Here is a 23,151-nt window from a genome sequence, read left to right on the forward strand (position 1 = left end):
CTCATATCTTTGTAGATAATAAAACAGGACTAAGGGCAGCAAGTTGAAAGGAGGCGATTTAAGCACCAATATTGGATGTTGACCGCAAGAGAGACCTGCCCTTAGTTTCCTTTTTACAAAGCCAGAACAGTACTTAAGGAGATATGCATAAGGTTCCTATCATCCTGTATAAAACTATGAGAGAAGGCTGTATAAAGAGATCCTGTTATTACTTTCATTAATAACAACACTATGTTAAAGTACTCACTCGGGCTGGACATTTCCAAGGGGGATTTCCACGCATGCCTTTCGGCCATTGACAAAAACCAGCAGGTTAAAATTAAAGCAACCCGTAAGTTCACCAATAATCAGCAGGGATTTAAAGAGGTACTGACCTGGATCACCCAACACTGTAAAGAAAAGGAAATAGCACTTTCTATAGTAATGGAAGCTACCGGCGTTTATTATGAAAAGTGTGCGCTATCCTTATTTAAAGCGGGGTTTAGTGTGTCAGTAGTATTGCCTAATAAGGCAAAAAAATACATGCAGGCCCTTGGTTTGAAAAGCAAGAATGATAAGATTGATGCTGCCGGCCTTGCACGTATGGCTGCCGAACAGTGCCTGGAACAATGGCAGCCAATGGCGGATTTCTTTTATAAATTGCGTGCGCTAACGCGCCATCATCAAAGTCTGCAGGAATTGAAAACCAATATCAATAACCAGCTCCACGCTGATGAACATAGCATTTACAGCAGTAAAAGTGTGATTAAACAGCTTAAAAAGTTGATTGTTACACTGGAAAAACAACTTGACGATACAGCACAGGAAATTCATGATCATCTTTACAGTGATTCTGATGTGGCTAAAAAGGTAGACCATATCATTGATATAAAGGGCTTGGGTTACATGACAGTAGCAACCATACTTGGCGAAACTAACGGCTTCGCCCTGTTTAAATCTATCGCACAGCTCATTAGCTATGCCGGTTACGATATCGTTGAAAATCAATCGGGGAATCATCGTGGAAAAACCAGGATATCAAAGAAAGGCAACAGCCACATCAGGCGGGCAATGCACATGCCAGCCTTTAATATGATCCGCTATGATGTAGGAAACTTTAAACCCTTTTTTGAGCGGCTACTCGAACGACAACAACAAAAGATGAAAGCTTATGTAGCGGTACAGAAAAAATTACTGGCCTTAATTTATACGTTATGGAAAAGGAACGAAGCATTCAAACCACATACAAAATTAACCACATCTGGAAATGAGGAGACGGTGCCTTCTTTCGCTTTGGCCCCAGAGGGCCAGCTTAATGAAGTAGCCCCGGCATAACCAGGGCTACACAAGATAGTCATCCGTCAAAGAATCAACGTATGCCTTCTTTCGCTATGCAAATTTAATAGAAAAAATATATTCAAAAAAACTTGTTTTTAATGACAGTACCTTACGGCAGGCTTGCTGGATAGGGGCATCCGTGTAAACGTACTTTCTCCGGGCCCAGTCGAAACACCAATATTTGGCCGTAACGGGGCAACAGCAGAGGAGATAGATGGCATGAAAACCTACATGGCCGATATCACACCCATCAAGCGTTTAGGTAATGTTGAAGAAATAGCCGAAGGATTTTTATACCTCGCATCAGACGATTCCAAATTTATGGTAGGTGGCGATCTGGTGCTTGACGGTGGCTTCAGTAGATTTTAATAGGTGATTTTTAGTTTTTTTAAAGGGTGGCAATTAACTTGCCGCCCTTTTTATTTGCCCTTTTGCTTGCCTTTTTGTCTTTCTGGTTTCGGCTCAAAAGTGTAGATTTGCCGATTATCGTTTCCATCTAATGAAGATATCTTACAATTGGCTTAAAGAGTTTATAAATACAGATAAAACCCCTCAGGAACTTTCAACCATACTAACCGCGATAGGTTTGGAGGTAGAAAGTTTAGAGAAAGTTCAGGCTGTGCCCGGTGGTTTAGAGGGTTTGGTGATTGGTTATGTGAAAGAGTGCGCACAGCACCCTAATGCCGATAGGTTACGCATCACTAAAGTAGATGTTGGCAGTGGCGAAGACCTGCAAATTGTATGCGGCGCGGCTAATGTAGCTGCGGGCCAAAAGGTAGTTGTGGCTACTGTTGGCGCTACAGTGTACCCCACCAAAGGCGAGCCTTTTAAGATCAATAAATCAAAAATTAGGGGCGAGGAATCTTTAGGGATGATCTGTGCCGAGGATGAGATTGGCTTAGGCGAATCGCACGAGGGTATCATGGAGCTTGCCGCTGATGCCGAAGTAGGGTCATTAGCTAAAGACTATTTTAAACTGAACGACGATTATTTATACGAAATAGGCTTAACGCCAAACCGTGCCGACGCGGCTTCGCATTTGGGTACGGCGAGGGATATAGCGGCCTTTTTAAAAATAGAAATTATTAAGCCTGATGTAAGCGGGTTTAAGGTGGATAATACCAACCTCACCATTCCGGTGGTGGTTGAAAATGCCGATGCTTCGCCGAGGTATTCTGGTTTGACTGTTTCGGGGGTTGAAGTTAAAGATTCACCAAACTGGCTGAAAGAGAAACTGGCCGTTATCGGCATCCGTGCTATCAATAACATTGTGGATGTTACCAACTATGTTTTACATGGTTTGGGCCAGCCCATGCACGCTTTTGATGTGGACGCCATTAAAGGCGGTAAGGTTGTAGTTAAAACCGGATTAGAAGGAGTTATCTTTAAAACGCTGGACGATGTGGAGCGCAAGCTTCACGCGGATGACCTGATGATATGTAACGCCGAAGGCCCAATGTGCATAGCCGGTGTATTTGGCGGTGCCGAAAGTGGCGTAAGTGAAACTACCAAGAATATATTTTTAGAGAGCGCCTATTTTAACGCGGTATCTGTACGTAAAACATCAAAACGTTTTGGTTTAAAAACCGATGCTTCGTTCAGGTTTGAGCGTGGTACCGACCCGGATATGACGGTATTTGCCTTGAAGTATGCCGCGCTGTTAATTAAGGAAGTTGCAGGTGGTACGATAACATCAGAGATATCTGATTTTTACCCGGCCCCGGTTACACCATTCGAGGTGGAATTAGAATACGCACATGTAGATAGGCTGATCGGTAAACAAATCCCTCATGGCGAGATCAAAGCCATTGTTGTGGCTTTGGATATTAAGATCACCGGCGAAACTGCCGAAGGTTTATCGTTAAAAGTACCCCCGTACCGTGTGGATGTTACCCGCGATGTGGATGTGATTGAAGAGATATTGCGTATTTACGGTTATAACAATATTGAGATACCTACCCAGATCAGGGCTTCGCTGAATACTTCCGGTCGCCCGGATAAGGATACGATACAGAATGCCGTTTCGGATATTTTATCGGCTAACGGTTTTAACGAGATCTTATCCAATTCGCTAACCAAAGCTGCCTACGCCGAAAATATTGATGAGGCGGTTAAGATATTGAACCCATTGAGCAGTGATCTGGATATTATGCGCCAGACTTTGCTGTACTCGGGCCTGGAAGCTATAGCCTATAACCAAAATCGCAGAAATGCCGATCTGAAATTTTACGAGTTTGGTAAGGTGTATAACCTGCGCGACGAAAAGTATATTGAAAATTCCCGCTTCGCGGTGTTTTTAACTGGTGCCAAACAGGGCGAGAACTGGAATGCAAAAAGCACCGCCGCTACCTTTTATAATTTGAAAGCTATTGTTGATGGTTTGATGGAGCGCCTTAGTGTGTCCGACTATACCTTAACCGATACTGACGATGCTAATTTTGCTTACGGGCTGAAATACAATCGTGGTAACAAAACGCTGGTGAGCTTTGGCGCGGTAAGCAAGGCTTCTCTTAAAAAGGCTGACGTAGATAAGGAAGTTTTTTATGCAGACTTTAACTTTGATGTGCTGATAGGCTTAGTGAAGAAGAATAAGATAGTTTACCAGGAGGTAAGCAAGTTCCCGGCGGTAAGGCGTGATTTGTCTATGCTTGTTGATCAATCGGTATCTTTTGAGCAATTGAAAAGCATCGCGCAAAAAACTGAGCGCAAATTGTTAAAGGCGGTGAATGTGTTTGATGTTTACCAGGGCGATAAACTGCCTGAAGGTAAAAAATCGTACGCGTTAAGCTTTGCCATCCAAGATGAAGAAAAAACGTTGACCGATAAAGCGATAGATGGCGTTATGCAGAAACTGATCTATAATTTCAATAAAGAAGCGGGAGCGGAGATACGCAAGTAGAGCCCCCCTCCGCCCCCTAAAGGGGGAACCTAATTAGCATGTTGGTATTTACCGGTTACTTATTTGTGATTAAGTTAATATGTTGTTAAATTTATCTGATATTTGTAGTGAGGTATTAGTCGATAAAATAAATAAGGCGCACACTTAATTAATTTAGATTCAATAGATCAACAAAAACATTAACAAAACCCAATAACGAATAATAATAAATGGCTGTGTTAGCTGATCACCTGAGTAAAGTAATAGATAAAACAGAGCGGTTAATTGAGCTTTGTGGCGCTTTACAGGAGGAAAATGATTTGATGAAGCTTGAAAATCAATCGTTAAAGGTGGCGTTGACAGCGAGTAAAGAAAAGAATAAAGATTTTGAAGAAAAACTTCGTGTATTGAAGCTTGCCAAGTCGTTTTCAGAAACAAATGAAAAAAACCTTGACATCAAGCAAAAAATTAACGAATTTGTGCGGGAAATAGATAAGTGTATTGTATTGCTCAAAAAGTAATACGAAAAAGTGAAACAGCTCAATGGGAGAAATCTCCATAAAAATAAATATTGCTGACAGAGTTTACCCTTTAAAGGTGAACATGGAAGAGGAAGAAATAATACGCAGAGCGGCTAAACTAATTAACGACCGGGTAAAAGAATACCAGGAAAATTATGCGGTTAAAGATAAGCAAGACCTGCTATCCATGTGTGTGCTACACTACGCTACATCGGCCCTGAAGGCTGAGAAGAGGGTAGGGGTAGAAGATACGGAGGTAGCGGAGAAGGTTTATCAGCTGGACAGTTTGTTGAATCAGTTTTTTTCGAAGTAATAACGTTCTTTATCATATCAGAGCATTTTAAGATTTAACCGCAGTTAAATTTTAAGTTTCACTATTTATAAACTTAACGCTTCAATATCAATGAAGGCAGATGAGGATATACGTTATTTGGCACGCCACCTAACGATGATCCGGCTTTCAATACATAAATGAAGTTTAATAATACATGAGGCTTAGAGTTTAGTTGCGGTTTTTTTTATTTATACCAATTATATAATACAATTATGGATTCGATATATATCGTTATCATCGCCCTGATGCTGGGGGGGGGAGCAGGTTTCCTGCTTGGCCGCTTCCTGTTGAGGAAGCTTTTTAAAGATCAGGAAGTAAACGCTCAAAATAAGGTTAAGAAAATTTTAAAAGAGGCAGAAAACAATGCCGAAATTTTAAAGAAGAACCGCATGCTTGAAGCCAAAGAGAAATTTTTGCAACTAAAAAGTGAGCATGAGCAAGAACTAAATGCCAAAAACAATGCTTTTAATCAGCGTGAAAACAGTCTGAAACAAAAAGAGCAATCGCTAAACCAAAAACTGGAGAACGCTACCCGCCGCGACCAGGAGGTTGAGAACGTTAAAAAGAACTTTGAAAAACAAGCCGAGATCGCTGTAAAGAAACAGGAAGAAGTTGAAGCGTTAAAAAATCAGCATATTGAGCAATTGGAAAGCATTGCAGGCTTATCTGCCGAGGAAGCCAAAAACCAATTGGTTGATAATTTGCGCGAAGAAGCCCGTACCAAAGCCATGATGCAGATCAAGGATATTGTTGACGAGGCTAAATTGACTGCTACCAAAGAAGCTAAAAAGATAGTTATCCAAACCATACAACGTACCGCTACCGAAAGCGCTATCGAGAATACGGTATCTATCTTTAACATCGATAATGATGAAGTTAAGGGTAGGATCATCGGCAGGGAAGGCCGTAACATCCGTGCGTTGGAAGCCGCTACCGGTATCGAGATCATTGTTGATGATACTCCGGAAGCCATTATCCTTTCGGGATTTGACCCGGTTAGGCGCGAGATTGCCCGTTTGGCGATGCACCGTTTGGTAACCGATGGCCGTATTCACCCTGCCCGTATTGAGGAGGTTGTTGCGAAAACCAAAAAGCAAATTGAAGAAGAAATTGTTGAGATAGGTGAGCGTACCGTAATTGACTTAGGTATTCATGGTTTACACCCTGAACTGATCAGGATGGTGGGCCGGATGCGTTACCGCTCATCATACGGACAAAACCTTTTACAGCACAGTCGCGAAGTAGCAAACTTTTGCGCTACCATGGCTGCTGAGTTGGGCCTTAACGTAAAAATGGCTAAACGTGCCGGTTTACTACACGATATTGGTAAGGTGCCTGATGATAACCCGGAATTGCCACACGCGATTTTAGGTATGCAACTGGCCGAAAAATATAAAGAACACCCCGAAGTTTGTAACGCCATTGGCGCCCACCACGACGAGGTAGAAATGACGAGCATGATATCGCCTATCATTCAGGCTTGTGATGCGATATCGGGAGCGCGCCCTGGTGCACGCCGCGAGGTTGTTGAAAGCTACATTAAACGTTTGAAAGAACTGGAAGAATTGGCCTTATCATACCCTGGTGTTGAAAAAACCTTCGCTATACAGGCCGGCCGCGAATTGCGTGTTGTGGTTGAAAGTGAAAAGATAAGCGACGCACAATCAGAAATATTGGCTGCCGATATCTCAAACCGTATCCAAACCGAGATGACCTATCCTGGCCAGATCAAGGTTACGGTGATCAGGGAAACCAGGTCGGTAGCGTTTGCTAAGTAAGAAGCCTCAGCCAACCCTCTCCAAAAGAGAGGACTTTAAAATATAAGCGATGAGTTTCTCGTCGCTTTTTTTATTGCTGATATTGTATTTAACTTTATTGAACCAATTATACCGTTATGCCGAGCAAAGTTGAAAAACGAGAAGTTGATGTTTACTTCGACAAATACGCCGAGAGCCACCAAAACCATACGAATGAGTTGATCCATTGGATCTGCGTTCCACTTATTGTGTTTAGTTTGCTGGGGTTGGTATGGTCAATACCGTTTCCGCACATTGGTTTTTTAGGGCGGTATAATGGCTTTGTGAACTGGGCCTCTTTCTTGATCGCTTTCGCGATATACTATTATTACAGGCTATCGCCGGTGTTATCGTACTGTATGTTACTGCTGGTATTTGCCTTTAGTTACCTTATTATTGAATTGGAAACCTGGGCGCATTTGGGTGGGCCGCAATTATGGCAAAGTTGTTTGGCCATTTTTGTGCTATCGTGGGTTGGGCAATTTATTGGGCATAAGATAGAAGGCAAGAAACCTTCGTTTTTTGATGATATCAAGTTTTTACTGATAGGGCCAATATGGTTGCTGCACTTTATTTTATTGCGGTTGAAGATTAGGTATTAAGATAGTCTGTAAGTCCGGGAAGTCGGGAAGTCCGGAAGATAGAATTTGCGATTCTCCTGAAATTTCGCTATATTGTAGCTATTGCCGACTAAGGGCGATAGTTCTTTTAAAACACCGATAAATACCGATGGGCTTGTTAGCCTGGTTATTGATTTGAATTAACCACAGAGGTGACGAAGGTATTTAAATACAAAGATTCACAGAGATTTTTTATTATGCGAATACCGACAAAATTGTTATTGCGGTTATTGGATGTTAGCATATAAAGATTTGACAACTTTTTGAAACTTGTCAAATCTAACTCATCAGAACACCGATAAATACCGACAAATTGTTATTGTGGTTAGGGCAGTTATTGGGTCTCAAATCTCACATATCAATACTCAAATCTAATCTCAATGTTAAGTTTGTGTAAACAAAGTGTTCAAATCAGATTAAAATAAGGCCCCTTATTTCCTCTAAAAATAACTTTGTTTTAACATCAACTTAATCTATCAAGGCAACCTTTGTGCTCAATCAATCAAACACAAATGAAGCAGTTTTATCTAATCGTTTTAACCAGCATTATACTCGGCATCTCGGGTATAGCCAATGCGCAAATAACTACCGCTACCATAAGCGGTAAAATTATTGACCAGAAGGGTTTGCCGCTACCGGGCGTAACCGTACTGGCAGTAAACACAAGTAACGGTACCAAATATGGTGCACAAACAAACCCTGATGGCCGTTATTCAATCCCTAACATGAGCGCGGGTGGCCCGTACACGGTTACAGCCTCTTTTGTTGGTTACAAAAAAGAAGAAAGAACTAATATCAACCTTACTTTAGGTGGTATTATTTTCAACTTTAAACTAACCGATGCCGCAACCGAACTTAAAGCGGTTAACATTACCGGTACGCCAACTAAAAACGGTGCAGGTACTAATGTTAATGCAGCTACTTTACGCAGGTTGCCATCAATTAACCGCAGCTTGCAGGACGTTACCCGTATCACTCCGCAAAGCGCTAACAACTCTTTCCAGGGTAGTAACTTCCGTTATAACAACATCACGCTTGATGGTGCCATTAATAATGATGCCATCGGTTTCAGCCCGTCATTAGGTGGTCAAACCAACCAAAGCGGTTCGGTAGGAAGCAGTACACGTACAAGCCCGGTATCGTTAGACGCGATTCAGGATGTGCAGGTTTTTGTTGCCCCTTATGATATTAAAATTGGTAACGTATTGGGTGGTAGTATTAACGCGGTAACACGCAGTGGTACAAACACGGTTACCGGTTCGGTTTACGGTTATGGCCGGGGCGCTTTCATGACTGGCCCTAACAACGTACCTACTAACGTTGGTGGCGACGGTTCAAACCTTGATAAGTTTAAAGATTTTAATACAGGTTTCCGTTTAGGTTTCCCTTTGATCAAGGATAAGTTATTCTTTTTCACTAACGAAGAAATTGCCCGCAGAACTGACGACGTGATCAGCGGTGCAGGTACCGCGGGTTCTGCAACGATACTTTCTTTGCAGGATGCCAAGGATATTACCGCGGCGTTTAAAGTATATACCGGTGGTATTGACCCGGGTACTTACGAGAACACAACGATATCCTCCAACTCAACCAAATTTTTTAACCGCTTGGATTGGAATATCAATGATAAAAACCAGCTTACCTTACGTAACAATACCATTATATCTAACGCTACCAACTTAGAGCGCGATAATGCAAACTTCCGTTTTAGCGGTATTGACTATACATCGCACAATAACTCAACATCGTTTGTTGCCGAGTTAAAATCAAGGTTCTCGAATAATTGGAATAACAACTTATTGGTTGGTTACTCAAACGTTCATGATTACCGCGATCCTAATTCTGATCCATCGTTACCGCAGATAGAAATTACCGGCCGTACACCAGGTACTACCATATTTTTAGGGACAGACCGCGAAGCCGCTATTTTTGATATGCACCAAAAGGTAATGGAGTTTACAGATAATGTTACCTGGACGAAAGGTATCAATACCTTTACTTTTGGTACACACAACGAGTTTTATGATATTACATACAACTTTGTGAACGCGTGGAACGGCCGTGTAAACTTTAGCAGCATTGATAAGTTTACAGGTTTAAATGGCGCTACTTTCGGTCCATCGCAAGTACGTACCAATTACTACTTTACTGATTATAAAGCTAACGACCGTGCTACCATTTTGGCTAATCCATCGGCTAAGTTTAACGTAAACCTGTTAAGCGCTTACGCTCAGGATGAAATACAAGCTACCGATAATTTAAAAATTACAGCAGGTATCCGTTTAGATTATGCCGATGTACCTACCAAGCAGTTTTTGAGCGATAAAACTATCAATGCTACTGCTGATCCATTATATGGCACAACCTTTACTTATACCAAGCCCAAAGATATAACCAACAACTATTTAGGTAATATCCAGATCAACCCGCGTGTGTCTTTCAATTTTGATGCTATGGGCGATCAAAGCCTGATCATCCGTGGTGGTACAGGTACATTTACCGGCCGTGTTCCTTTTGCATGGTTTGGTTACGCGTTTTATAATAATGGCCAAACTTTTGGAGCTTATGATAAAAAAGCCTTTAATGCCTTTACTCCGGGCCAGTTAATACACGCCTCTCCAAACGGCGGTTTAGATTTTGCTACGCAACAAGCCCAGCCAACTACACAAAATGGTGGTCCAACTCAGGTGGATCTTATTGATAACAATTTTAAAATGCCACAGGTTTGGAGAACAAACTTAGCCTTTGACATTAGAACACAAAATCAATGGAAATTCACTTTAGAAGGTATCTATACCGATGTGATCCGCGATTTGAAATTCCAGCAAGTAAACACTGTTGATAACGTGGCATACTATCCATACGATGTAAACCACGTACAACCCATATTCTCGGGTGCAAAGGTTGATGCTGGCAGGTTTACCAACGCTTACTTATTATCAAACACCAACCAGGGGCACCGTTACAGCATCACTGGCCAGGCAGCAAAATCGTTTGGCTTTGGCTTAGATGCTAATGTGGCCTACACTTACGGCGAATCGAAAGATGTTACCAACGGTATCCGTAACTCAATGGAATCTAACTGGCAGTTAAACCAGGCTGGTAATCCAAATGATCCACAGGCTGCTTATTCAAACTTTGATATCCGCCACCGCATTGTATCAACCGTGAACTACAGGTTAGCTTATGGTGATAACAAGAGCATGGTTTCAAACTTTACTTTCTTCTTTAGCGCACAATCTGGTAATCCATATACCTATGGTTTCTATAATACCACCATTGATGGTACAGGTCAAAAAGTTGGTGTAGCTTATATTCCAAATTCAGGCGAAACCATTAAGTTGTTCAGCACTACACCAAACACGCCATCGGCTGCCGAAGCTGCAAACGCTGCTGCATTTGATGGTTATATTAACAGCAATCCGTACCTAAGCTCACGCCGTGGTCAATTTACCGAGCGGAATGCCGCTCATACACCCTGGAATACCGATTTAGATTTCCGCTTTACTCAGGATTTCAACTTTGGTGCCAAGCACAAACAAATTATTACCATTACTTACGATATCATTAACTTAACCAACCTGTTGAACAAAGATTGGGGACATTATTACTTCTCATCAAATACCTTCAATTCAACAGCCAGTGTTGGTTTAGCAGCAAAAGTTACACCGGCTTTTGCAAATGTATCAACAACAAACCCAACCTACACCTGGACCGATCCGGGTACACCTTACCAAGTTGATTTGTTGACCTCACGTTACCAAATGCAATTGGGTATTCGTTATAGCTTCTAATTTTAGTCTGAAGTCTCAAGCCGAAAGTCTTGAGTCTGATTGGACAAATAATAAAAGGCCGGTTGAACTTAGTTCGATCGGCCTTTATGTTTTAAGATCAATATTTTGGACTGTAAATTTTCATGATTTGTTCTTGACTCAAGGCTCCCAACTCAAGGCTCAAGACTAAAGATTCTTCCCCAGCTTCTCCAGCATCTCCAGCGGTACTTTCTCCAAATCAAGCACCAGGAAACCATCGAGGCAGTTGGCAAATTTAGGGTCAATATTGAAGCAGATGATCTTGCCGTTAAGGGCGATGTATTGCCTTAGTAAAACCGGAACTTTCATGTGGTGGGTCTCTATTTCGGATATCAGCGCATCAAGGCTTTTAAAGGTATCCTGCCCTTGTAACAGCACATCGGTATCAATGCTCGAAAAATCAACCTTGAACTTTTTACGTGGCTTTACATACTGAGCCATATCGTGATCAAAGTGATTGCGGTTGATGTAATCAACGATCAACGACTTGCTAAACTGCGAAAAGCTGTTGCTGATACTTACCGGACCGATAAGGTAACGATAACGAGGATTATCAATGAGGTATTTAAGAATACCCTTCCAGAGCAAGAAAAGCGGCAAAGGCTTTTGCTGGTATTCCTGGCGGATGAATGAGCGGCCCAGTTCAAGGCTCTTTTTTAGCACCGGCGTAAACTGACCTTTGATCTTGAACAACTCGGCGGTATAGAAACCCCGTTTACCCATACTGTAAAATATCTCGTCGCCCATGCCAATACGGTAAGCGCCTACAATCAGCCTGGCTTCGGTATCCCAGATGAATAAATGATGGTAGTAAATATCGTACTCATCCAGATCGATGCTTTTGTTACTGCCTTCGCCAATCTCGCGGAAGGTGATTTCGCGTAAGCGCCCAATTTCGAGAATGATGTTTGGGATAGCCGATGTTGGCGCGATGAATACCTCGTAGTTTTTTTCCGTCCAGATCAGGTGTTCGTCGCGTAGTTTGCTAACCTCAGTTTCTAAAATATCAGGATTGATAGCTGCCGCTATTTCTTTGGGATGTTTTTTGATCTTGAACAGGTTGCGCGGGTTAAATAGCTTTTTGTGTTCATCCAAACCCGTACCCAATGCATAAGTTTTGGCACGCAGAAAGTTAAGCAGCTTGGTATTGTTGCCGCCATAGCGTTTAATATCGCTCACCTCAATAGGTTTACCTATGCGTAGCTTAATGGTATGGCCCTGCTTGTTGAATAACTCTGATGGTAGTTTAGCCGTGCGCAAGGCAGGGTGAATAAGGCTCAATAGATTAAAGAGTAGGCCATTATTACCGTGGAAATAAATAGGTACTACCGGAACGTTTGCCTTAGCGATGATTTTGCCAACCACCGGGTGCCATAACCTGTCGGTTACCTGGTGAGCTTCAAACTGGTATGTTGATACCTCACCTGCCGGAAAGATGCCGATAGGTGTGCCATCCCTTAAAAGCTCGAGCGTAGTTTTAATACCGCTGATGCTGGATGAATGATCTATGTTTTCGAAAGGGTTAACGGCTATAAAGTAATCGCTCAGGTTAGGTATCTTTTTAAGCAGGAAGTTAGCCATTAGTTTCGCATCGGGCCTAACCATGCACAATATTTTGAGCAAAACCATACCTTCAATACCGCCATAAGGGTGATTAGCTATCGCGATGAAAGCGCCATCGGCTGGAATGTTCTTCAGTTCTTTCTCATCAAATTCAATATCTACACCACAGCCTTCTAAAATGGCATCAACAAAATCGGGCCCTTGTTTAGGCTGGGCTTGCGCGAAGAGGTCGTTCACCTGGTTAATCTTCATGATCTCCATTAGGAGTGCAGCTAAACCCGGCATATGTAGCTTATCTAATTTAGTGGCTTTGGCAAATTCGTCGCGGGTAATTATCTTCATTATGTTTTTATAGGTATTACAAAAATATTCATAATTTCCCTGCCTATTCAACCTAATGATAAAGGCTTTCAAAAATTACTTTGCAATAACTAAAAAGGAGTGGAATGGCATGGTGGTGCTTATGGTACTCATTGTGCTGGTACTTGCCGCGCCATACGCATTGCAATATTTCCACAAAGATAAACCAATGGACCTTGCCGAATTTAAAAAAGCCATAGCGCAGGTTAAAACTGCTAAGGGAGGCGAGGATACGTATGCATCGGCTAATCCTGCCGATGACGTAAAGGAACTTCGCCCGGTAATGTTCAAATTTAATCCCAATGGTTTATCTATTGAGCAATGGAAGAAATTAGGATTAAGTGAACGACAAGCAAAAGGCATCAAAAATTACGAAAACAAAGGCGGTCGTTTTTATACCAAAGCCGATGTGAAAAAGATGTACACCATAACGCCCGAAGATTATACCCGCCTGGCATCCTACATTGATCTGCCGGAAGGCGAATCCACCATGAAAGGTGAAACTATGGTTGAGATCAACACAGCCGATTCTGCTCATTTTACAGAGCTGAAAGGCATAGGCGCATCCTTCGCCGCAAGGATTGTGAACTACCGCAAGCAATTAGGCGGGTTTATTAATAAAGAGCAGTTGATGGAGATCTATGGTATCGATTCGGCTAAGTATCATGCCTTTGCTAAACAGCTCACTTTGAACCCCAGCAAGATAACTAAGATAGACATCAATAAAGTGACTGTTGATGAGTTGCGGCAATTTCCGTACCTCAACTTTAAACAAATGAATGCCATTGTTGAATACCGCAAGCAACATGGCAATTATCAATCGGCAAACGATTTGCACGATATTGCGCTGCTCAATGATGAAATTTTGCGTAAAATTGCGCCCTATTTAAAATACAAATGATAGAAGAACAAATTAAAGCTGCCATACGCGATGTGCATGATTTTCCGAAACCGGGCATTATATTTAAAGATGTAACCACCATACTGCAAGATCATCAGCTTTGCCAAAACATTGTTGATACCTTTGTTGATCGTGCTAAAGGAATGCGCATTGATGCCGTTGCCGGAGTTGAGAGCCGTGGCTTTTTGTTCGGATTGATGATAGCCATGCGTTTGGGTGTACCTTTTATTCCCGTGCGCAAAGCAGGCAAGTTGCCTTTTACCGTAAAACAAAAAGTATATGAATTAGAATACGGCACAGCAACTATCGAGTTGCACACCGATGCCTTTAAAGCAGGAAGCCATATTTTAATTCACGATGATTTGTTAGCCACAGGCGGCACCGTTACCGCCACAAGCGATCTGATCAAAGAAATGGGTGGCCACGTTGCCGGATTTTCGTTTGTAGTTGGCTTAAGCTTTTTAAAAGGCGAAGAGAATATCAGACCGATATCTGATAATATTGTGGTGCTGGCTAACTACTAAAAATAATTTAATATTTTTTATGCTTGCATATTAAGTGTATAAATATCTTTAAATAATTTATCCTGCATATCTATACCAAAAACCATTTTATTCTATTTTATATTGGGATTTGTACATGGTTAAGCTATGTTATATTTTATAACTTTGTGTAAAACCAATATAAAATATGGATTCTTTAGTAGCCGAAACTCCTTCGGCTTTCAACTTTTCGATGAGTGAAAACCAGCAAATGGTTGCTCAAATGGTTAAAGATTTTGCCGAAAAAAACATCCGCCCCAATGTAATGCAATGGGACGAAGAACAATACTTCCCGATAAATCTTTTTAAAAAATTAGGAGAATTAGGCTTAATGGGCGTTTTAGTTCCCGAAGAATTTGGCGGCTCGGGCTTTGGCTATCACGAATACGTTACCGTAATTGTCGAGATTGCCAAAGTTTGCGGATCTATAGGATTGTCGGTTGCCGCACACAACTCATTATGTACAGGCCACATCTTAGCCTTTGCTAATACCGAACAAAAGCACCGCTGGCTGCCTAAACTGGCTACTGCCGAATGGATAGGTGCATGGGGACTAACGGAAGCCAACACCGGTTCGGATGCTTTAGGCATGAATACCACTGCCGTTTTAGATGGCGACCATTATATAATTAACGGCTCTAAAAACTGGATCACCCACGGTAAATCAAGCAACCTTGCAGTAGTAATGGTTCGCACAGGCGAAAAAGGCGATTCTAAGGGCATATCAGCCATCGTAATAGAAAAAGGGACGCCCGGCTTTACCCACGGTAAAAAGGAAAACAAACTCGGCATGCGCGCATCAGAAACTACCGAGTTAATATTTGATAACTGCCGTGTCCCTAAAGAGAACTTGTTAGGCATAGAAGGAGAAGGTTTTAAACAAGCCATGAAGGTTTTGGATGGTGGCCGTATATCAATAGCCGCATTATCATTAGGTATTGCTAAGGGCGCATTCGAGGCCGCAGTTAAATATGCCAAGGAGCGCCATCAGTTTGGCCAGCCGATAGCCAACTTTCAGGGCATCTCATTTAAACTGGCCGATATGGCTACCGAAATTGAAGCTGCCGAACTATTGATAGCTCAGGCTGCCGATTTAAAGAACAGGCATTTACCGGTAACCAAGCAGTCAGCCATGGCTAAATATTTTGCATCCGAAGTTGCCGTAAAAGTGGCAAACGAAGCGGTGCAGATCTTCGGCGGCTATGGTTATACCAAAGATTTTCCGGTAGAAAAATTTTACCGCGATGCTAAGCTTTGTACTATCGGCGAAGGAACATCGGAGATTCAGAAGATCGTTATCGCACGCGATGTATTAAAATGATCCGATATTGTTTAATAAAAGGTATTCACAATCATTGCATCTTGGTTATTAAAATAGTATAAAAAAGTTAATTTACTTGCAATAAGTTTAATAATATTATATTTTGCTTGCTTTTTACTATGTTTAGCCAACATTGTTTAAATATGTTGGCCATAAATGGAATACCAAACTGACGTTACCGTTCATTCACAAGTTCAAATTACCAATCAGGATAATACAACGACAAAAGGTAGAAATTATACTGTAGATGCTTTTCGTTTACTTGGTGCCTTTTGTATTGTCATACTTCACATTCCATCGTTCGGAGATATCCCCGGCAATACAATTACAGTAATCAATGAATTGTGCCGTTGGGCTGTACCTTTCTTTTTTTTGGTTGGCGGTTATTATTTTGAAATAGGATTCAGATCTAAGCCCGAAATGACCTTCTTAAGAAGGATAAAGAGTTTATTATCTATATTCTTCACATCCAATTTAGTTTACCTGGTTTTTACTTTGTTGCGCCGTACAGAGCCTATAGCCATATTATTAAACACAGCCACCTTTTTAATAGGAACCCATGATCACCTCTGGTTTATCGGCTCCATGATTTTTGGATACATTTTTCTATGGTTCATGCTCGAAATTAATGCTGTTAAGCTGCTACCATACATCGCTGCCGCTGTGCTACTTATCGTTTTATTGACGGGCGGTTACGCTCACTTTTTTTTACCAGATAATGTAAATTTCAGGTTTTCGAGGCAACTCATGTCCATCCCGTTTTTAATTACGGGCTATCTGTTTTCACGATATAATCTTATAGATAGGTTAAAGCTTTGGCAGGGGATAATATTGGTTTTATTGGGTGTAGCTCTACAAGCTTTAGAGCAAAACCTTATTTTTAAATACAGCCACAACCCGGCCGTAAGTGATCTATTGTTCGGTAGCTTTTTATATGCTGCCGGTATGTTTATTTTAGCACTTAAAGTGCCCATGCCTAAAAATAACCTAATTACAAAGTTGGGGCAGGAGTACTCGCTTATTATTTACCTTTATCACCCCATCGTTATTTCTATATATTTTAACTTAGTTATACCCCATGCAAAAAATAAGGGCCAAATTGCCCTGATCTTATCGCCCATAATTGTCTTTTTGATCACGTTGGGTGGGGTTGTTATTTTGCGAAAATATTTTATAGGTCTATATCGTTTGCTAACCGGCTTGCCCTGGCGAAAGGTTCGTATCTTATCGCCTGCATCCAGATAGCCTCAAAGCCTGTTGGTTAGCATTTAAATAAATATTGATATCTGGTTTGATTTTCAAAACATTATACATACTTTTGCCCTCCCTGAAAGGAGGTATTTTTAAGACTTATGATCATTATCAACATTAAAGACGGCGAATCATTAGATAAAGCATTGAAACGCTTTAAAAAGAAATTCGAAAAAACCGGAGTATTAAGAGAATTGCGTAGCCGTCAGGCGTACGAGAAGAAGTCTGTTACCCGCAGAACTGAAATCAAGCACGCAGTTTACATTCAAAACATGAACAGTGAAGTAAGTTAATTATAGGCTAAAACCTATTTTTAATTTTTTTTATATCATATTAAAACTATTTGTACATTCATATTACGGATGCGCAAATAGTTTTTATGGTTTTAGAGCAGTTTATACAATACCTTCAGTTCGAAAAGCGGTTCTCCCCACATACCATAACCGCGTACCAAAATGATCTGCATCAATTCTTTAGCTACACAGCTACATCCGGGCAAACCGACATTGATCCGGCCCAGACCGAAGACAAAATAAGCACACTAATTTCAAACCTCAGCGATATTACCTATCAGGATATTCGCGAATGGGTAGTTCAGTTGATGAACGACGAGCAGGCCGCAAAATCCATCAATCGTAAAATATCATGCCTGCGTACATTTTTTAAGTTCGCTATGCGCGAAGGCGTGATCGAAAATAATCCCGCGTCCAAAATACAGGCACCCAAAATACCTAAGCGTTTACCCGTAATTGTTGAAACGGATAAGATCGTATCCCTGCTAAACAGTACCGAATTATTTAACGATGGCTTTACCGGCTTACGCGATAAACTGGTGATTGAGCTACTATTCGGCACCGGTATCCGTTTAGCCGAACTGGTGGGATTAAAAGAGACCGACGTTAATTTATACGAAGGAACTATCAAAGTTTTAGGTAAACGCAACAAAGAGAGGATAGTACCTATCAATACGGAGTTAAAGCTATTGCTAACCCAATATATACAGCAAAAGAAAAGTGAAAATTTTAATAACAATTCTTCAACATTACTCGTTACAAGTAAAGGAGCGAATGCATACTCCAAAATGATTTACCTTATAGTGCAAAAGTATTTATCATATATATCAACCCAGGATAAAAAAAGCCCGCACGTTTTAAGGCATACCTTCGCTACAAGCTTACTCAATGGCGGTGCCGACTTAAATGCAATAAAAGAGCTTTTGGGCCATGCTAACCTTAGCGCAACTCAAATTTATACACACAATTCCGTTGAGCGATTAAAATCTATTTACAAACTAGCCCATCCAAAGGCGTAAAAAAAGGAGACAACATGAAAATCAGAGTCCAATCAATCCACTTCACAGCAGACAGAAAACTATTAGATTTTATCCAAAAAAAGGCCGATAAACTCGATGTTTTTTTTGATCAGATTATTAGTGGTGAAGTATATTTAAAGCTGGAAAATGTTGAAGATGAGGCCAACAAGATCTCGGAGATCAAGCTAACCCTCCCTGGCAATCAGCTATTTGCCAAGCATCAGTGTAAAACGTTCGAAGAAGCTACCGATTTGTCGATCGAATCGCTCATTAAGCAGATTGGGAAGCATAAGCAAAAGAAAAGCTCGGTTGATAAAGCAGTACTAAGCTCTATCACGGCAGATGTAGAAGAAGAATAACCCTTAAAATAGTCCAAATTTTAACATTTTCGGCAGGATAATATCCTGCCGATTTTTTTTGAAAAAAAATTTTGTTCGGCTTTTAAATTGTGTAGATTTGCAATCCCTTTTGGAGAGGTACTCAACACTGCCTCGCAACAAAAAGGAAACGTTCTTAAAAAAATAAATTGCCTCCTTAGCTCAGCTGGTAGAGCGACTGACTTGTAATCAGTAGGTCATTGGTTCGATCCCGATAGGAGGCTCAGTTTAATCTGCGAGTTTAGATTTCAGATTTACGAATGTTTTTCAATCGTAAATCGTAATTCAAAAAGCGTAAATAAACGATGGGGGGATACCAGAGCGGTCAAATGGGGCGGACTGTAAATCCGCTGCTTCGGCTACGAAGGTTCGAATCCTTCTCCCCCCACAATTTAAGGATTGATTGGGTGAATGACTGAAGGATTGAATGATCCGGAATGTTTATCCTGAGATGATTGAGTTATTGGAATATTGAATTTTAAACATTCAATCCTTCAAAAACTCAGTCATTCAATCATTAAAAAAAGCTGAAGTAGCTCAGTTGGTAGAGCGATAGCCTTCCAAGCTATAGGTCGCGAGTTCGAACCTCGTCTTCCGCTCAGGACTTGGTTGATTGGTTCCTTTTTAAAAAGGATAAATGAACAAATGAACTGAAAAAAGCCGACGTAGCTCAGGGGTAGAGCACTTCCTTGGTAAGGAAGAGGTCATGGGTTCAAATCCCATTGTTGGCTCTATAATAATTAGTATTATAAACAATTTAGAAATAATTAACCTACAAAAATTTATAAATCATGGCAAAAGAAAAGTTTGACCGCAGCAAGCCGCACTTAAACATCGGTACAATCGGTCACGTTGACCACGGTAAAACAACCCTTACCGCAGCTATCACTAAAGTATTAGCTGACGCTGGTTTTTCAGAAGCTCGTTCATTCGATTCAATCGATTCAGCTCCTGAAGAAAAAGAACGTGGTATTACTATTAACACTGCTCACGTTGAGTACTCAACCGCTAAACGTCACTACGCTCACGTTGACTGTCCAGGTCACGCGGATTACGTAAAGAACATGGTTACCGGTGCTGCTCAAATGGATGGTGCTATCATCGTAGTAGCTGCAACTGATGGTCCGATGCCACAAACTCGTGAGCACATCCTGTTAGCTCGTCAGGTAGGTGTACCTGCTCTTGTTGTTTTCATGAACAAGGTTGACATGGTTGATGATCCTGAGTTGTTAGAATTAGTTGAAATGGAAATTCGTGAATTATTATCATTCTACGAATATCCAGGTGATGATATTCCAGTAATCCAAGGTTCAGCATTAGGGGGTCTAAACGGCGATCCAAAATGGGTTGGTAAGATCATGGAATTGATGGATTCAGTTGATAACTATATTCCAATCCCTCCTCGTTTAACTGAGCTTCCTTTCTTGATGCCGGTTGAAGATGTATTCTCAATCACTGGTCGTGGTACTGTTGCCACTGGTCGTATTGAGCGTGGTATCATCAACTCTGGTGAGCAAGTTGACATCTTAGGTATGGGTGCCGAGAACTTAAAATCAACCGTAACTGGTGTTGAAATGTTCCGTAAGATCCTTGACCGTGGTGAAGCAGGTGATAACGTAGGTTTATTATTACGTGGTATTGAAAAAGAAGCCATCCGTCGTGGTATGGTTATTTGCAAACCAGGTTCAGTAACTCCTCACACAGATTTCAAAGCTGAGGTTTACGTATTGTCAAAAGCAGAAGGTGGACGTCACACTCCATTCTTTAACAAATACCGTCCGCAATTCTATTTCCGCACAACTGACGTAACTGGTGAGATTTCATTAGCCGAAGGTGTAGAAATGGTTATGCCAGGTGATAACGTTACAATCACTGTTAAGTTGATCAACGCCATCGCGATGGAAAAAGGTCTACGTTTCGCTATCCGTGAAGGTGGTAGAACAGTAGGTGCTGGTCAGGTAACAGAAATTTTGAAATAATAATATTTCAAAAAAAAGGTTAATTGAGAAACATAAATCTGCAGTAAAATGCGGGTTTATGTTTTCTTATAATAAACGGGAATAGTTCAACGGTAGAATAGAGGTCTCCAAAACCTTTGATCAGGGTTCGAATCCTTGTTCCCGTGCTTTGTAAAGAGAGAAGTAAATAAAATGGCTAAAGTAACTGAGTATATTAAAGAATCTTATGAGGAGCTTACCGAAAAGGTAACCTGGCCTACATGGGGTGAATTACAAAATAGTGCAATTTTAGTATTGGTAGCTGCTATCATCATCGCTTTAATTGTGTTGTTGATGGATCAATCATTTGGCCGCTTATTACAATATTTTTATAAATCATTATCGTAATATTTTAAGCATGAGTGATCAATTGAAATGGTACGTGGTGAGAGCCATTAGTGGTAAAGAAAAAAAGGTTAAGCAATACGTAGATGCCGAAATTACGCGTTTAGGTATAGCCCACCTTGTTCCGCAGGTATTGATACCTATGGAAAAATACTACCAAATGCGCGATGGAAAAAAGATAGCTAAAGAGCGTAACTTTTTCCCTGGATACGTGCTGATGGAAGCTGCTTTAGATGGTGAACTTGAGCACATTATTAAAAACATCAATAGCGTTATTGGTTTTTTAGGTGATAAGCAAGGTAATGCTATCCCTTTGCGCCAGGCCGAAGTTAACCGTATTTTAGGTAAGGTTGATGAGATGAGCGAGCAAGGCGAAACGATGAACGTTCCATATTACATTGGCGAAAACGTTAAGGTAATGGATGGCCCGTTCAACGGCTTTAGCGGAGTTATAGAAGAGGTTAACGAAGAGAAAAAGAAACTGAAAGTAATGGTAAAGATATTCGGCCGCCGTACGCCGCTCGAATTGAATTACATGCAGGTAGAAAAAGAATAATTTGGTGGGTGGTTATTGGTGAGTAGTAAATTATTACTTACCGGAATCACAAACATATAAAGAAGCTGAGTGAATGTTTTTTAAAAATGATGAGTAAACACTCACCATTCACAATTCACCACTCACATGTTGAGAATGTTACATAGCTTCCACTTACTAACATTAAGTAACAAAAATTAAATTAAAATGGCAAAAGAAGTCGGTGCAATGGTTAAGCTACAGGTAAAAGGCGGCGCTGCAAACCCATCTCCACCAATAGGCCCAGCTTTGGGTGCTAAAGGTGTGAACATTATGGAGTTTTGTAAGCAGTTCAATGCCCGTACGCAAGACAAGCCAGGTAAAGTGTTGCCAGTAGTAATCACAGTTTATGTAGATAAATCTTTTGATTTTATCATTAAAACTCCACCAGTTGCTATCCAGTTATTGGAAGTTACAGGTTTAAAGAGCGGATCGGCAGAACCCAACCGTAAAAAGGTATCAAGCGTAAGCTGGAGCCAGGTTGAAACTATCGCTAAAGATAAAATGACCGATTTAAATGCATTTACAGTTGAATCAGCCATGAAAATGGTTGCAGGCACAGCTCGCAGTATGGGAATTACCGTTTCTGGTACAGCGCCCTGGAATTAATTAATTAACTAAATCAAGACAGTGGCAAGATTAACAAAAAATCAAAAAACGGCACTATCCAAAGTTGAGGTTAACAAAGCGTATTCTTTACAGGATGCAACATCATTAGTGAAAGATATTACTATCGCTAAATTTGATGCTTCTGTTGATATAGATGTTCGTTTAGGTGTTGATCCACGTAAAGCCAATCAAATGGTGCGTGGTATTGCAACCTTACCTCACGGAACCGGCAAAACTGTACGTGTATTAGTGCTTTGTACTCCTGAAAAGGAACAGGAAGCAAAAGATGCAGGTGCTGATTTTGTAGGCTTGGATGATTATATCGCCAAGATTGAAGGTGGATGGACTGATGTTGATATTATCATCACTATGCCAAGTGTTATGGCTAAAGTTGGTCGTTTGGGTCGTGTATTAGGCCCACGTAACTTAATGCCTAACCCTAAATCAGGTACAGTAACCCAAGATGTGGGTAAAGCTGTAACTGAGGTAAAAGCAGGTAAAATTGACTTCAAGGTTGATAAAACCGGTATTATCCATACCTCAATAGGAAAAGTATCATTCCCTGCTGATAAAATTTATGAAAACGCTTTGGAGATCCTTCAAATCATATCTAAATTAAAACCATCAGCAGCAAAAGGAACATATTTCAAGAGTATTCATATCTCTTCAACCATGTCTCCTGGAATACAAGTTGAAACTAAATCAGTAGCGGGGATCTAAT

General features: G+C 41.0%; 20 protein-coding genes, 5 tRNA genes and 1 pseudogene. 25 read left to right on the forward strand and 1 reads right to left on the reverse strand.

Annotated elements, in window-relative coordinates; all coding sequences use genetic code 11:
• The first annotated feature begins 231 nt into the window (after positions 1-231).
• From ABIN91_RS01970 to ABIN91_RS02005, 8 genes and pseudogenes are all read left to right on the forward strand, one after another.
• Positions 232-1,314, forward strand: a complete 1,083-nt coding sequence (locus tag ABIN91_RS01970; protein ID WP_348047892.1) for an IS110 family transposase — start codon at positions 232-234, stop codon at positions 1,312-1,314.
• A 120-nt stretch (positions 1,315-1,434) separates the two neighbouring features.
• Positions 1,435-1,686 (forward strand): annotated as a pseudogene (locus ABIN91_RS01975) (SDR family oxidoreductase); the annotation flags it as partial.
• A gap of 130 nt (positions 1,687-1,816) precedes the next feature.
• Entirely contained in the window at positions 1,817-4,216 is a 2,400-nt protein-coding gene (pheT, locus tag ABIN91_RS01980; RefSeq protein ID WP_348047894.1) for a phenylalanine--tRNA ligase subunit beta, read from the forward strand.
• Between the two features lie 209 nt (positions 4,217-4,425).
• Positions 4,426-4,716: a hypothetical protein gene (locus ABIN91_RS01985; protein ID WP_348047896.1), complete on the forward strand. Its 291-nt coding sequence runs from the start codon at positions 4,426-4,428 to the stop codon at positions 4,714-4,716.
• A gap of 22 nt (positions 4,717-4,738) precedes the next feature.
• The gene (locus ABIN91_RS01990) at positions 4,739-5,029 is read left to right on the forward strand and encodes a cell division protein ZapA (RefSeq protein WP_348047898.1); all 291 of its coding nucleotides are present in this window, start codon (positions 4,739-4,741) and stop codon (positions 5,027-5,029) included.
• A gap of 233 nt (positions 5,030-5,262) precedes the next feature.
• Entirely contained in the window at positions 5,263-6,828 is a 1,566-nt protein-coding gene (rny, locus tag ABIN91_RS01995) for a ribonuclease Y (protein WP_348047900.1), read from the forward strand.
• Positions 6,829-6,944: 116 nt separating this feature from the next.
• Positions 6,945-7,448 carry an Mpo1-like protein gene (locus tag ABIN91_RS02000; protein WP_348047902.1) on the forward strand — a complete coding sequence of 168 codons (504 nt, stop codon included), beginning with the start codon at positions 6,945-6,947 and terminating at the stop codon, positions 7,446-7,448.
• Positions 7,449-7,978: 530 nt separating this feature from the next.
• A complete protein-coding gene (locus ABIN91_RS02005) occupies positions 7,979-11,260 on the forward strand; it encodes a carboxypeptidase regulatory-like domain-containing protein (protein WP_348047904.1) in 3,282 nt (1,093 codons plus the stop codon).
• A gap of 165 nt (positions 11,261-11,425) precedes the next feature.
• On the opposite strand, the gene ABIN91_RS02010 is transcribed toward ABIN91_RS02005, so the two are convergent.
• A complete protein-coding gene (locus ABIN91_RS02010) occupies positions 11,426-13,183 on the reverse strand; it encodes a lysophospholipid acyltransferase family protein (RefSeq protein WP_348047906.1) in 1,758 nt (585 codons plus the stop codon).
• Between the two features lie 55 nt (positions 13,184-13,238).
• Between ABIN91_RS02010 and ABIN91_RS02015 the strand changes: the two genes are divergently transcribed.
• From ABIN91_RS02015 to rplA, 17 genes are all read left to right on the forward strand, one after another.
• Complete coding sequence (locus ABIN91_RS02015; protein WP_348047908.1) at positions 13,239-14,102, forward strand: helix-hairpin-helix domain-containing protein; 864 nt, start codon at positions 13,239-13,241, stop codon at positions 14,100-14,102.
• Positions 14,099-14,626, forward strand: a complete 528-nt coding sequence (locus tag ABIN91_RS02020) for an adenine phosphoribosyltransferase (RefSeq protein WP_348047910.1) — start codon at positions 14,099-14,101, stop codon at positions 14,624-14,626. The genes ABIN91_RS02015 and ABIN91_RS02020 overlap by 4 nt, the downstream gene beginning before the upstream one ends.
• A 166-nt stretch (positions 14,627-14,792) precedes the next feature.
• Positions 14,793-15,965 (forward strand): acyl-CoA dehydrogenase, encoded by a 1,173-nt coding sequence (locus tag ABIN91_RS02025; protein ID WP_348047912.1) that lies wholly within the window; start codon positions 14,793-14,795, stop codon positions 15,963-15,965.
• A gap of 156 nt (positions 15,966-16,121) precedes the next feature.
• Positions 16,122-17,210, forward strand: a complete 1,089-nt coding sequence (locus tag ABIN91_RS02030) for an acyltransferase (protein ID WP_348047914.1) — start codon at positions 16,122-16,124, stop codon at positions 17,208-17,210.
• Positions 17,211-17,317: 107 nt separating this feature from the next.
• A complete protein-coding gene (rpsU, locus tag ABIN91_RS02035) occupies positions 17,318-17,509 on the forward strand; it encodes a 30S ribosomal protein S21 (protein WP_348047916.1) in 192 nt (63 codons plus the stop codon).
• A gap of 86 nt (positions 17,510-17,595) precedes the next feature.
• Entirely contained in the window at positions 17,596-18,528 is a 933-nt protein-coding gene (locus tag ABIN91_RS02040; protein ID WP_348048174.1) for a tyrosine-type recombinase/integrase, read from the forward strand.
• Positions 18,529-18,542: 14 nt separating this feature from the next.
• The gene (locus tag ABIN91_RS02045) at positions 18,543-18,887 is read left to right on the forward strand and encodes an HPF/RaiA family ribosome-associated protein (RefSeq protein ID WP_348047917.1); all 345 of its coding nucleotides are present in this window, start codon (positions 18,543-18,545) and stop codon (positions 18,885-18,887) included.
• Between the two features lie 169 nt (positions 18,888-19,056).
• Positions 19,057-19,129 (forward strand) — tRNA-Thr (locus ABIN91_RS02050).
• Positions 19,130-19,212: 83 nt separating this feature from the next.
• Positions 19,213-19,293 (forward strand) — tRNA-Tyr (locus ABIN91_RS02055).
• Positions 19,294-19,431: 138 nt separating this feature from the next.
• Positions 19,432-19,504, forward strand: a tRNA-Gly gene (locus tag ABIN91_RS02060).
• A gap of 60 nt (positions 19,505-19,564) precedes the next feature.
• Positions 19,565-19,636: transfer RNA gene (locus ABIN91_RS02065), tRNA-Thr, on the forward strand.
• A 60-nt stretch (positions 19,637-19,696) separates the two neighbouring features.
• Positions 19,697-20,884 (forward strand): elongation factor Tu, encoded by a 1,188-nt coding sequence (gene tuf, locus ABIN91_RS02070; protein ID WP_348047919.1) that lies wholly within the window; start codon positions 19,697-19,699, stop codon positions 20,882-20,884.
• Between the two features lie 75 nt (positions 20,885-20,959).
• Positions 20,960-21,030: transfer RNA gene (locus ABIN91_RS02075), tRNA-Trp, on the forward strand.
• Positions 21,031-21,055: 25 nt separating this feature from the next.
• Complete coding sequence (gene secE, locus ABIN91_RS02080; RefSeq protein WP_348047921.1) at positions 21,056-21,250, forward strand: preprotein translocase subunit SecE; 195 nt, start codon at positions 21,056-21,058, stop codon at positions 21,248-21,250.
• A 10-nt stretch (positions 21,251-21,260) separates the two neighbouring features.
• A complete protein-coding gene (gene nusG / locus ABIN91_RS02085; RefSeq protein WP_348047923.1) occupies positions 21,261-21,803 on the forward strand; it encodes a transcription termination/antitermination protein NusG in 543 nt (180 codons plus the stop codon).
• 186 nt (positions 21,804-21,989) lie between these two features.
• Positions 21,990-22,430 carry a 50S ribosomal protein L11 gene (rplK, locus tag ABIN91_RS02090; protein WP_348047925.1) on the forward strand — a complete coding sequence of 147 codons (441 nt, stop codon included), beginning with the start codon at positions 21,990-21,992 and terminating at the stop codon, positions 22,428-22,430.
• A gap of 21 nt (positions 22,431-22,451) precedes the next feature.
• A complete protein-coding gene (gene rplA, locus ABIN91_RS02095) occupies positions 22,452-23,150 on the forward strand; it encodes a 50S ribosomal protein L1 (RefSeq protein ID WP_348047927.1) in 699 nt (232 codons plus the stop codon).
• The last annotated feature ends 1 nt before the right edge of the window (position 23,151 follow it).

Origin of the sequence: Mucilaginibacter sp. (assembly GCF_039921305.1) — a bacterium.
GTDB lineage: Bacteria > Bacteroidota > Bacteroidia > Sphingobacteriales > Sphingobacteriaceae > Mucilaginibacter.